This is a genomic window from Thalassospira sp. CH_XMU1448-2, assembly GCF_037027285.1.
Lineage (GTDB): Bacteria > Pseudomonadota > Alphaproteobacteria > Rhodospirillales > Thalassospiraceae > Thalassospira > Thalassospira profundimaris_C.
The window spans coordinates 659,466-672,330 of sequence record NZ_JAYMEA010000001.1; the positions used below are offsets into that span (position 1 = coordinate 659,466).

At 54.9% G+C, this 12,865-nt stretch carries 9 protein-coding genes; 6 read left to right on the forward strand and 3 right to left on the reverse strand.

The window, feature by feature from the left end:
* Positions 1-20 precede the first annotated feature (20 nt).
* Positions 21-740, reverse strand: coding sequence for a Bax inhibitor-1/YccA family protein (locus tag WA318_RS03055; protein ID WP_114096598.1), 720 nt, complete (start codon positions 738-740; stop codon positions 21-23).
* Positions 741-899: 159 nt separating this feature from the next.
* Here WA318_RS03055 and WA318_RS03060 point away from each other — a divergent pair, with 159 nt between their 5' ends.
* Together WA318_RS03060 and WA318_RS03065 are read left to right on the forward strand one after the other, a co-directional pair.
* Positions 900-2,501, forward strand: a complete 1,602-nt coding sequence (locus tag WA318_RS03060) for a hypothetical protein (protein ID WP_336079945.1) — start codon at positions 900-902, stop codon at positions 2,499-2,501.
* Positions 2,502-2,617: 116 nt separating this feature from the next.
* A complete protein-coding gene (locus tag WA318_RS03065) occupies positions 2,618-4,234 on the forward strand; it encodes an acyl-CoA synthetase (protein WP_336079946.1) in 1,617 nt (538 codons plus the stop codon).
* A 109-nt stretch (positions 4,235-4,343) separates the two neighbouring features.
* Here WA318_RS03065 and WA318_RS03070 read toward each other — a convergent pair whose 3' ends face one another.
* A complete protein-coding gene (locus tag WA318_RS03070; RefSeq protein ID WP_336079947.1) occupies positions 4,344-6,902 on the reverse strand; it encodes an ABC transporter permease in 2,559 nt (852 codons plus the stop codon).
* Positions 6,899-7,645 carry an ABC transporter ATP-binding protein gene (locus WA318_RS03075; RefSeq protein WP_336079948.1) on the reverse strand — a complete coding sequence of 249 codons (747 nt, stop codon included), beginning with the start codon at positions 7,643-7,645 and terminating at the stop codon, positions 6,899-6,901. The genes WA318_RS03070 and WA318_RS03075 overlap by 4 nt, the downstream gene beginning before the upstream one ends.
* Before the next feature lie 179 nt (positions 7,646-7,824).
* Between WA318_RS03075 and WA318_RS03080 the strand changes: the two genes are divergently transcribed.
* The 4 genes from WA318_RS03080 (at position 7,825) to WA318_RS03095 (ending at position 12,792) form a co-directional block, all read left to right on the forward strand.
* Complete coding sequence (locus WA318_RS03080; protein ID WP_336079949.1) at positions 7,825-8,544, forward strand: arylesterase; 720 nt, start codon at positions 7,825-7,827, stop codon at positions 8,542-8,544.
* Between the two features lie 1,039 nt (positions 8,545-9,583).
* Positions 9,584-10,288 (forward strand): J domain-containing protein, encoded by a 705-nt coding sequence (locus WA318_RS03085; protein ID WP_114096603.1) that lies wholly within the window; start codon positions 9,584-9,586, stop codon positions 10,286-10,288.
* 161 nt (positions 10,289-10,449) lie between these two features.
* Positions 10,450-11,568, forward strand: coding sequence for an FIST signal transduction protein (locus WA318_RS03090; RefSeq protein WP_336079950.1), 1,119 nt, complete (start codon positions 10,450-10,452; stop codon positions 11,566-11,568).
* Between the two features lie 183 nt (positions 11,569-11,751).
* Positions 11,752-12,792, forward strand: coding sequence for an NADP(H)-dependent aldo-keto reductase (locus WA318_RS03095; RefSeq protein ID WP_336079951.1), 1,041 nt, complete (start codon positions 11,752-11,754; stop codon positions 12,790-12,792).
* Positions 12,793-12,865: the final 73 nt, after the last annotated feature.

A 12,865-nucleotide genomic window follows, 5' to 3' on the forward strand; every position in this document is an offset into this window, starting at 1 on the left:
CTGCGAATGCCGTGGCACTTCTATTCGCGATTACCGAAGAAGTGCAGAAGCATAATGAACAGGTTCACGAAGTCGAGATAGAGCTGCAGGGCACCGAACAGGGCTTTTTTGCCTGCGGTGGTTGCGTCATCATGCTCGTGATACGCTTCCTTGATGCGCTGGGTGTCATAGGCGGTCAGACCGGTGAAGATCAGAACACCAGCAGCCGAAATGACGAACTGCAACATGCTGCTGCCAAGGAAGATATTGACCACGCTGGCAATGATAATGCCGATCAGGCCCATGAACAGGAAGCTGCCCCAGCCCGACAGGTCTTTCTTGGTGGTGTAGCCATAAAGGCTCATCGCACCGAAGGTACCTGCGGTGATGAAGAAGGTACGAGCAATCGACTCACCGGTATAGACCAGGAAGATCGAAGCAAGGGACAAGCCCATCAGTCCGGCATAGACCCAGAAAGTCGCCTGTGCTGCGCCGAAGCTCATTTTATGAATACGTGCGCTCAGGAAGAACACCAGCCCGATCGGGGCCAGCATGACAATCCACATAAGTCCGGTGCCGAAAATTGCCTGCATCAGGGCCGGGCTGGTCGACACAGCCATTGCCACGATACCGGTCAAGGCAAGTGCGGATGCCATGTAGTTATAGACACGCAGCATATAGGCGCGGAGACCTTCATCGATCTCGGCCGCCGACCGGCCAACCGAGACGTCATAGCCGCGTTGACGCGTTTCAAAAGCCATTGAAATCCCTCTTTGATCCAATTGTGGGCAGAATCATTTCTACAATTCTGCGATGGTCAAAATATGGCAGGATTTCCGTGAAAAGCAACGGTTTGGCGGAAAGTGCAATCGTCACAGCTATCCACATGTGATCTTGTTCACCCTGCATTTGACAAGATCGTGAAAATCCATAATCAGGACAAGGCAGGCAAACGGGTCTATGATGGTCCGGCAATGGGGACATTGATATGCACCCCCGACATGGAAAAGGTCCGATCTGGCATGTCAAAGACCACCAAGGCGATAAAATACATATCATTGTTGCTGGGGCTGGCATTTGGCCAGACAGCGATATTGTTGCCTGCCCAGGCCCAGAATTCCAAATTCACCGCAAGTTCTGCGCGCGGTGATATTCCTGTTTTTGCTGAGAACTACGACGGTGCGGAATTTTGTGCCAGCGGTACCATTGACGCACCTTGCGATGTTGCCCCGGTCGATGTCCCGGAATTTGATGCAAGCTTCGTCTATCGCTTTCTGGCTTATCACGCCCAGCGACCGTTTGACCGGTTTTCATGGCAGGGCTTTACCGCGCTGATGACGCCGCTTGATAAGCCCGATCAGCCCGCCTTGTGGGAAAGCTTCCCCACAAGGCGCGACCTGTTTTCCGAGGTTCCCTATCCGAACCCGACTTGTGCAGATGATCTGCCCGAAGGAACCCTGTTGCTGGCAAGCTATCTGCAAACGACCGGTGATGCATTGGTCGATCAGGCTGGAAATTTCGTGCTGTTTGAAACCCGCATAAATCCGGTTGCTGCCCGTTATATCCAGGACAACGACCTTGATCAGAAAACTGGTCGTGCCGCCTTTGCCAAGTCGGGCAATGCTATCGAATTTCCCAAAGGCAAGCTGTTTGACCCTGCATCAACAACCCTTGCGCGGGTCGAACCGGCAAAAGTCGGCCAGCCCGCAGATGCCAAGGATAGCGTCATTCCCCCGTCCGCACCGGGCGATATGGGCGCACAACTGCTGAAATTTGCCTGGCGGGTGCTGCCTGACGGGGCAAATGCCGTATCCCCGTCCGGGCAGGGTTATTACACCCGTCCGGCCCGCATTTCATTGGGGATGGATCAGACGCTTGACGGGAAACCCCAATGTCTGGATGTGACGGTCGCGCTTGTCGGTTTGCATCTGGTACAGCGCGTGGCCAGTGGCAATGGTGATCGCTGGATCTGGTCGAGTTTCGAGCATGTCAATAATGTACCCCTGGCGGCAAATGCCCGTCGTCCCAACAGTATTATTACCGATAATCCCTTTGCGGACGGGTGCCTTGCCCCGGATATCCAGGAAGACGATCAGGCCTACGCGTTTTACGGTCACCAGACGCAAAAAGGCATGGCTGCCAATCAGCCGACCCGCGGAAATGTGAAATGGGCTGATCAGCAACCCTTTGCGCGCATGGCATCCGGGGAACCGGTAAAAGGCCCCGACATTGTACGGTGCTGGCGACTGTTTTCAGGAACGGCCGAGGCCAACTTTATCTGGCAACGTAAACTCGAAGGCACGGTCTGGCAAAATTACATGCTGCTGGGCACGCAATGGATCGGTAATCCGGGCGGAGCAACATTCGGGGTTGGCGAAGTGCCGCGCTATCTGACCAACAGTACGCTTGAAAGCTTTATGCAGGATCAGGCGGATGCCACCTGTCTGGGCTGTCACACCCGTGCGCGGACCGATAGCGGACAGGTGTCGAACTTTACCTTCCTTCTGGATCCGCCATCCTGACCAGATCGCCAGATGCAAACAAAATCGGTGCAATCTGGATGGAAAAAGCACTATCATGTTGCCCAACATTTGCCGCAGCCAAAAACAAAGAACAGCGGTAAATTCAGGGAGGAAACATGCTGGCCAGTCGTAATGACTACGCGACGGTATGCTCGGATTTTGTCTGGGATGTGCCGTCTCACTTTAATATTGGCGTCGATGTTTGCGATAAATGGGCCGATGACCCGGATCGCCTGGCATTGATGCACCGTAGACGCGATGGATCGCGGCGCGATTACACCTTCGCCCAGTTCAAACGTCTTTCAAATCGCTTTGCCAATGTCATGCGTCGTCATGGCATACGACGCGGGGACCGGGTGGGCATCCTGTTGCCACAAAGTCCCGAAACGGCGATTGCCCATATTGCAACCTATAAAATGGGCGGGATTGCCGTGCCGCTCTTTACCCTGTTCGGGGTGGATGCGCTGGAATATCGTCTGGGCAACTGTGCGGCCAAGGCTCTTGTGACGGACAAGGAAGGGGCTGCAAAGATCGCTGAAATCCGCGATCTGCTGCCCGCACTTGAATATGTCTATGTCATTGATGGTGCGCCTGATGGCTGCTTTGACTTCAAGGCGCTTTCGGCAGAGGCCAGTGACGCGTTCGATGTTGTCAAAACCCGTGCTGATGAACCGGCCCTGATTATCTATACATCGGGCACTACCGGTCAGCCCAAAGGTGCACTTCACGCCCACCGTGTATTGCTGGGGCATCTGCCCGGTGTTGAAATGTCGCACGATTTCTTCCCCCAGGACGGCGATGTGATGTGGACGCCCGCCGACTGGGCATGGATTGGCGGGTTGCTTGATGTGTTGCTGCCAGCCTGGCATCACGGCGTTCCGGTGGTTGCCCACCGGTTTGAAAAGTTCACGCCCGAGGCTGCCTTTGAACTGATTGCGCAATACGGCGTGCGCAATACGTTCCTGCCGCCGACCGCGTTAAAGATGATGCGGGCCGCGGGTGACGAACTGGCGCAAAAATTCAATTGTAATCTTCGCTCTATTGCAAGCGGTGGTGAAACATTGGGTTCTGAGCTTCTTGATTGGGGGCGTCGGGTTTTCGATGTCACGATCAATGAATTCTATGGTCAGACCGAATGCAATATGGTCGTCAGTTCCTGTCAGTCGATCATGGCGCCCAAACCCGGTGTCATGGGGCGTCCGGTGCCAGGCCACAATGTGGCAGTGATTGATCTGGGTGGAAATGTTCTGGCACCCGGTGAAATGGGCCGCATTGCGGTGCGCGCGCCTGATCCGGTGATGTTTCTTGAATATTGGCGCAATCCCGAAGCTACCCGCGACAAATTTGTCGGTGAATGGCTTCTGACAGGTGACATGGGCTGTGTCGATGCCGATGGCTATATTCGCTTTGTCGGGCGCGATGACGATGTCATCAGCTCGGCGGGCTATCGCATCGGACCGGGCGAGATCGAAGACTGTCTGATCGCCCACCCTGCAATCCGTATGGCAGGTGTGATTGGCAAGCCTGATGACCAGCGCGGCCAGATCGTAAAGGCCTTTGTGGTGCTTGCCGATGGCTATACCCAGACGGCCGAGCTTGAAAGCGACATCAAGGATTTCGTCAAAACCCGTCTGGCGGCCCATGAATATCCGCGCGAGATTGCCTTCCTTGATCAATTGCCAATGACAACAACCGGCAAGGTCGTCCGGCGCGCGTTGCGCGATCTGGCATGATGCAGGACTGAGCCGGATTTCGGTTTGGTATCAAAATGATTTTAAAACGAAAACAGGGCCGATCACATCAGATCGGCCCTGTTTTCATATGTGTGCAGGTCTGTCCGGATTATTCGTTACGCAAAAGCGGGGCTGCCGGAACGCGCAGGGCCTGCCAGGTGCCGACAAAGCCAGCCGCAAGGGTGGCAAACAACCCGATGCCGATCGGCCCAAGGATGGTCATTGGCAACAGAACCCAGTTGGCCCCCATCACCAGAACCAGTACCGACCATGCTGCAACCGATCCGACAAGGGCGGCAATTACCCCGGTCGCAAGGCCCAAAATCCCGTATTCCAGCGCATAGGCATAAAGAATGTTGGCCCGGGTCGCGCCAAGGGTCTTAAGCACCACAGCATCATAGATGCGTTTGCGACGCCCGGCGGCAACGGCTCCTGCCAGCACCAGCACACCGGCGACAATTGCAATCATGCTCGTTGCATTAAGCGCGGTTCCGATCCCGGCCAGAATGGCGTTGGCGGCTTCAAGCGCCTCACGCACGCGGATGGCCGACACATTCGGGAAGTCCAGCCCGATCAGGCGATCAACCGGTTCTTCCATTTCGCGCGGCATATGAGCCGTCGCAATCAGGCTATAGGGTGCCTTGTCGATCAGGCCCGGTGAAAACACCATCGCAAAATTCATGCGCAGGCTTTGCCATTCAACCTCGCGCCAGTTGGCGATTTCGGCGGTGATGTCGCGGCCCAGAATATTGACCGTGATGGTATCGCCGGGCTCAAGGGCAAATGCATTGCCAATATCGGCACTGATCGACACCAGCGGCTTGCTGGCATCATCATAATCAGACGGCCACCATTCCCCGCGTACCAGCTTGGTTTCGGGGGGCGGGGTCGCGGCAAAGGTCAGGCCACGGTCCCCGCGCAGGAACCAGCGATCATCGCCCGGTCCGACATCATTGGCATCCACCCCGTCAATCGCGGTAACACGTCCGCGCAGCATCGGCGTTTGTTCGATATCCGAAACATTTTTTTGCTCGAGCAGCTCGGAGCGGAACTGATCAATCTGGTCGGGCCGGATATCAAGGAAGAAAAAGGCCGGCGCAGATTCAGGCAGGTTCTCATTGATCTCGTTATCAAGGTTGCCTTCGATCCCGGAAATGGTCACCAGCAAGGTCAACCCCAGTCCAAGTGAAAGGGCAACCGGAACCGTGCTGGCCCCCGGCCGATGCAGGTTGGCGAGTGCCAGCCGCGAAAATGCATCCCGCCCGGCAATAAACCGTTTCGAAAGAGATACAATGCTGCGCCCGGCATAGGTGAAAATCACCACGGCGGCAGCTGACCCGGCAATAAAGCCAAGGGCAATCACCTTGTCTGTCGCGGTAAGCACCGTCAGGACAAGCAACAGCACCAGTGGTATGCCGATATAGGGCAGGTCACGCTTGCGCACCGGGCTTCCGTTAAACAGTCCGGCACTGGCGCGGAACAGTCGGGCCGCCGGGATTTCGCGGGCGCGCAACAGCGATGGCAGGGCAAAGACCAAGGTGGTCAGTACGCCAAAGCTGGTTGCGATGATCAGCGACGGCAAAGCCGGGCCAAGGGTCACGTCAATCGGCAGACGCCCGGCCAGAAGCGGGGCGACAATTGCCGGGGTAATTGCCCCGATCAAAAGCCCGATGCCGATCCCGATCAGTGCCAGAACAAGGATTTGCAGGAAGTAGATCCGCAACACCAGTCCGTGTGATGCCCCGATTGATTTCAGGGTGGCGATCACGGATGTTTTGCTTTCGATATGGCTGCGCACCGCATTGGCGACGCCAATGCCGCCGACCAGAAGGGCCGACAGGCCCACCAGCGTCAGAAACAGGGTCAGACGTTCAATGAAACGACGCAATCCCGGATTGGCATTGGCAGTGTCACGGATACGCCATCCCGCATCTTCAAAGCGGTCTTCAATCCGTTCGCGAAAGGCGGTTGGTGTGTCATTATCGTTCAAATCCAAAGCGTAATAATAGCGGATCAGGCTTCCGGGCTGGACCAGACCGGTCTCCATCAGGGCAGCTTTGGACACCATCAGACGCGGGCCGAAATTGAAAAATCCGACGGCCTTGTCAGGTTCCTTGGCAATGACGCCACGGATCTGCACATCGATATCGCCAAGCTTGACGGTGTCGCCGATCTGGATTTTTAGCCGTTCAAGCAAACCGGCCTCGGTCACGGCACCCCAAAGTCCGTCCTGTTTGTCGAGGACACCTTTAAAGGCAATCCCGTCAGCAAGTTCCATCTCGCCAAACAGCGGGTAGGCATCATCAACGGCCTTGAGCTCAACCAGTCGACGCTGATCTGGGCCATAGGCCGTGGTGCGCATGGTGGCAAGTTCACCAATGCGTTCGCTATTTTCCCGAAGCCAGTCAAGCTGTTCGCCTGTTGCTTCCATATGGGTCAGGCGCAGTTCAACATCGCCGCCCAAAAGCTTGCGCCCGTCGCGCTCCAGCGCCGAAAGAACGGATTCCGAAACGTTTCCAACCGCCGCAATCGCCCCGACACCCAGTGCCAGACAGGCAAGGAAAATGCGAAAGCCCGAAAGACCACCCCGCAACTCCCGACGACAAACCCGCCAGGCAATCGACCAAAGGCGGTCATCGCTTGGAGATAAAGACTGATTGTTGCTCATGCCCGCGATTCCAGTTGCGAAACGATTTCGCCATCACGCAGCATCACCGTCCGGTCGCAGCGCTCGGCAAGGCTCGGATCATGGGTGATCAAAAGCAATGTCGATCCGCGGCGTTTGGTCAGATCAAACAGCAATTCGATAATCGTTTCACCGGTCGCACCATCAAGATTGCCGGTCGGTTCATCGGCCAGCAAAAGTTCCGGATCGGTGGCAAGGGCACGGGCAAGGGCGACACGCTGTTGCTCGCCGCCCGACAATTGGCCGGGATAATGATCGGTGCGATGACCAAGCCCGACCAGTTCAAGCTCGGCACGGGCCTTTTCAAAGGCATCCTTGCGTCCGGCGAATTCCATCGGAAGTGCAACGTTTTCAAGTGCGCTCATTGTCGGGATCAGGTGGAAGTCCTGAAACACGATGCCGACATGGTAGCGGCGATAAAGGGCAAGCCCGTCTTCATCAAGCGCGCGTAAATCGTTGCCGCACACATTGACCACACCTTCCTGCGCTTGTTCCAATCCCGCAATAACCATCAAAAGCGATGTCTTGCCCGATCCGGATGGCCCGACCAGACTGACACGTTCTCCGGCATTCAGCGACAGGTCAACGCCCTTCAGAATCTCGACAATCCCTGCGGGCCCCTGCAGCCGAAGCTTCAGGTTACGCACATCAATTGTCTGTTGAGGGTTGCTGCCCGAAGAAACATCATTTTGTTCCGGGATCGCGGTGGTTTCGGTCACAGTCATTTCGGGTCCTATCGGGCTTGTCCGTTGCAAGATCATCAAAGCAGGTTACATAAGCTTACGGATCAGGACGTTTCTGGTTCAGATTTCTAATGATCTGAATGCGCTGTCACAGGGTAACCGGTTGGTAACCGTTGCGGCAAGGTGCCGCTATGATGACAGCATATGGGGTGAGATTTGTTATGAATTTGGCTTTCGGGCAAGATCACACTGTAATCGAGTTCACTGCGATCAAGGCCGTCGCACGTCGCTTAAGCGCCGCTCTGATGGCGGCCTTCCTTGTTGCTGCTGCCACCTTTGCTGCATCCTCATCTGTATCTGCTGCGGACAATCCGCCGCAAACCATTGTTTTATTTGGGGATAGCCTGATGGCGGGTTATGGGCTTTCCCATGAAGAGGGCTTTGCACCCAGACTTGAAGCAGCCCTGAAGGATGCCTTGAAGGATACCGGGCAGGATGTCCGGGTGATCAACAGTTCGGTTTCCGGTGATACCTCGGCGGCGGGGTTGGCCCGCCTTGACTGGGCGCTGGTCGATAAGCCCGATGCGGTGCTGCTTGAACTTGGCGCCAATGATGCCTTGCGCGGCGTGGAGCCATCCCAAACGCGTGATAATCTGGCCCGTATTATCGAAAAGCTGCGCGCCCAAGATATTGATATCCTGCTGGCGGGCATGATGGCGCCACCCAATATGGGGACGGCCTATGGTGATGAGTTCAATAGCATCTATCCGGATCTTGCCGGGCAATATGATATTGATTTATATCCATTTTTCCTTGATGGCGTAGCAGCCGACCCTGCACTTAATCAGGATGACGGGATGCATCCCAATGCCGATGGGGTGGGCGTGATTGTCGAACGTATCCTGCCAGACATTATCAATCTGCTTGATGGTGCATCCTAAGGAACCCAGATACCCGGAACGCCCTGTCACCCTTGATGTGACGGGGCTTTTTCATGTCTGCTGCCAATGAATATGGCCTGATTGACTTGTGTGCCGATTTGCAAAGGCCGGGTTTCCGTCTTGTGCGGCAGTCGTCTGTTTAACGTTTATTCCATGCTCTGAAATTCGAATCGTTCCAAGGTCTTCAAACCAGCCGTGATCGGGATTTGCGATATTCCAAGGGTTTGTGCGGCTTTGCGCCGGATTTTATGTGCGCACTCACCTTCGTCACACGCAATTTTGGCCGTGCGGGGTGGTTAAAAACTGCATATGTAGGCAAAAACCATCAACAACCCGAAATGAATATGCGGGCTGATAGGAGGTGCGCGGTATATTGTAGGTCTATGACCATAAATATAAATAATAACAATTGGTTACGGAGAATTTTCCGGGATGCTGATTCGCTGAAAAATCCGCCGAACAGGCCGTTTTACGGCCAAAAACACCCCGATTGCTGTAAAATTAACATACCATTTACTTTCGGTTATGTTTCGAATTGGCCGTCACATAACTGCGTATGTTGTTTTCTGATCGGGCATTGTATTTTCGGGTTCCGGATTTCGGATGACCGGAACCAGAAGGTTCCATTCCGGGTGGCATGCCAAACCGGTGATTCATATGAATTACCCATTTGATTCAACAATTTAACCAAATGCTGTGATCTGTTATGCACCATCTCCTGTGGATAAGTTTGTTGAATAAGTTTTTGCCGAGTCGGTCATTGGATTCTCTGGTGATTTGGTGAGAATGGCGCAATATCAGGGACTTGAATCGTTTTTTCCGACTCCGGGGTCCTGTTTCGAGTCGCAATTTCTCCTGTGGATGAATCGGAAGCGATTCGAATTTGACTGCAAATGCAGTTGCAGCGACCAAAATCGACAGATACACTTTGCGATACAGGATGTTCTTCATGGGCAAAACGATGAACAACCGGGCGGGTATCCTGCAAAGGACCTACGCTTTATTGAATTAAATCAATAATTTATCAGAGGCATCCGGCGTGACCGCATCATCTGGCGTCAAACAATCCTACACCATCCCCTGTTCGTCGATTTTTCGTGATGCTGTCTTGCAACTGGCCGAGCGCCGCGGGGTCAATGCCGCCGATCTGGCCCGTTCGGTCATGCTGATCGTGCCGCAAAAGGCGATTGATGATTACGAAGATCCGGGCGACCCGCCAAAGGGCGACCGCGAAACCATTGTCCTGAAATCCGGCCCGGCCGAAGGCCGCCCCTGGCGTCGCAAGCCGCGTCTGCAATTGCGCCTGCCACCGGGATTTGCCGTGGTCACCGTGCGCAAGGCTTTGAAAATGGCCATTGATTTCGATGCGGGTGATGTGAATATGCGCGTCGAGAAATCCGATGTTCTGGCTGCGGAACGCGCAGCCCTTGAAGAAGCGCGCGCCCTTAAGAAACGTCAGGCAGAACCCCCCGTCGAACTTTTGCAATCGCGCGAGGAACTCGAACGATTGCGTCAGATTGTCGATAACCTTGCCTTTGATCCGCTTGATCGCGGGGTGACGACCTTTAACGAAGCGCTGCATGTCATGGGGTTTGCACCAAATGCCCGGCCTGATATGCGCGCCGTTCGGGCCAAATACCGTGTTCTTGCTGCCATCCACCATCCCGACAGTAATTATGGTTCCCATCAGCGGATGACACAGCTTAATGCGGCTATGGACTTGCTGCGCAAACACATTTCCTGATCATTGATGCCGATGGTTCTGGTCTTCTCCAAGCATGGCCCTTGTCGAAGAGTTGGGCCAATGCTTAGATATAGAAAAGCCATATCACACGGCATATGCCGTAACCGGAGAAAGCGGGCGCAAGACCCGGATCATCTGATCAGTCAAAATCGGGAGAATGCATGACGGCGGAATTTCGGGCTGCACATGCCAGCGGGGAAAACTGGGCCTCTGTCGCCTCCGAGCTGGCCGAACTCTTGGAAAAAGAGCCATTGCCGTCTCAGGCCCTGGCTTTTTTGTATGTCTCCGAAGCCCTTTCCGACGATATCGGCAGTATCCTGACCTTTCTTCGGTCGCGGCTTTCGATTGAACACTGGGTCGGGACCGCCGGTGTCGGAGTGTGTGGATCGGGGCGGGCCTATTTCGGGGTTCCGGCGGCATCGGTGATGATTGCACCTTTTGCCAGTGAAGAATTCCATATTTTTGAGCCGCTTAAAACGGATAGCGACCTGGATGCACCGGAATTGCAAAGGGCGATTGATCGCCTGCAGCCGATCTTTGGTCTGGTGCATGGCGATCCGTCTGCGCCTGCAAGCCTTGCCACACTCTCGGAACTGGCAAGGATGGGCTCGACCTATCTGGTCGGCGGGATTGCGTCGGGTGAACGTGGCGCGCCACAGATTGCAGGCCGGGTTGTTGATGGTGGCCTTTCAGGTGTTCTGTTTGATGGCAAAACCGCAGTTCAGGTCGGCATCAGTCAGGCCTGCACCCCGGTTGGCCCGGTGCATCGCGTCACCGAGGGACGCGAAGGGATTGTTGCCACCCTTGATGATCGTCCCGCCCTTGATGTGCTTAAAGAAGAACTTGATGCCGATGGCAGCGAACATTCTATTGTCTCGGGGCGCTATCACGCAGCCCTGATGGTGCCGGGGTCCGATACCGGTGATTTTGTCGTCCGTAATCTGATGGGGATTGATCCCCATAACAATATGATCGCGATCAGTGGCGATGTGCAGGCAGGTGACGCCATCCGCTTTGTCCGTCGCGACGGGGCGGCGGCCGAACAGGATCTGCGACGGATGCTTTCGGAACTGCAAAAGCGCCTGCCGGGCAAACCGCGCGGTGCCCTTTATTGCAGCTGTGTCGCCCGTGGGCCGCACCTGTTTGGCACCGAAAGCCGCGAGATGATGATCATCCGCGATGAACTGGGTGACCTGCCATTGACCGGATTTTATGGCAATGGCGAAATCTGCAATGACCGCTTTTATGGCTATACCGGGGTTCTGACCCTGTTTGTTTAGGCGCGTGTTGGCCTCACATCCTTGTAAACTGCGCGTTAAATCCATACGCAATCAAGATTTTTTGCGTCAGGCGGTTTCATCACGTCTTTGACGGGATATATTCATACCATTGTGAAAAGTCGCATCCCGTCAGACACAAGATGTGCAGCCGTTTGGCGTCGGGATGCAAAAGGGGATTGATCTATGGAATTCCGTCGATTGGGACGTACTGACATTGATGTCAGTGTTATTTGCCTGGGTACGATGACCTGGGGCCAGCAGAATATGCAGGACGAAGCCTTCGAACAGCTTGATTACGCCACGTCAAATGAAGTCAATTTCATTGATACCGCCGAAATGTATCCGGTTCCGGCAATGGAGGAGACCTTCACCCGTACTGAGACCATCATTGGCAACTGGCTCGAAAAACGCGGGCGTCGGGATGATCTGGTGATTGCCACCAAGATCGTTGGTCCGGCGGATCGTTTTTCCTATGTCCGAAACGGGCCGCGTCTGACTCGTGCACAGATCAATGAGGCGATTGACGGGTCGCTGTCGCGCCTGAAAACCGATTATGTCGATCTTTATCAGCTCCATTGGCCGGATCGTAATTCCAACTTCTTTGGCAAGCTTGGCTATGTCCATGACGCCGATGAGGAATTCACCCCGATCGAGGAAACCCTCGAAGCCCTCGACGGGCTGGTCAAGGCGGGCAAGGTGCGTCATATCGGGCTTTCGAACGAAAACCCGTGGGGTCTGATGAAGTTCCTTGAGCTGGCCGAAAAAAATGGCTGGCCACGTGTGGTTTCGGTTCAGAACCCCTATAGCCTTCTGACCCGTCAGTATGAAGTCGGTATGGCCGAATGTTCAATCCGCGAAAATGCCGGTCTTCTGGCCTATTCGCCGCTTGGTGGCGGCGCGCTTTCGGGCAAATATCTGGGCGGTGCCCGTCCAGAAGGGTCGCGCGTGGCGCTTTGGCCACAATATTTCGGCCGATATCAGACCGAAAACGGCATCAAATCGACCGAGGCCTATGTGAAACTTGCCAAGGATAACGGTCTTGATCCTTGCCAGATGGCGCTGGCCTATGTCAATTCGCGTCCGTTCCTGACCGCCAATATCATTGGTGCGACCAGCATGGAACAGCTCAAGACCAATATCGGGTCGGCAAAGATCACGCTGTCAGAAGATGTTCTGAGCGAAATCGAAGCCATCCATCAGAAATGGCCCTATCCGTGCCCGTGATCGGCACGATCCGAACAGAACACTAATCGGGGCAGCCCGTTTCGGGCTGTTCCCAATCCATATATAAGGAGGC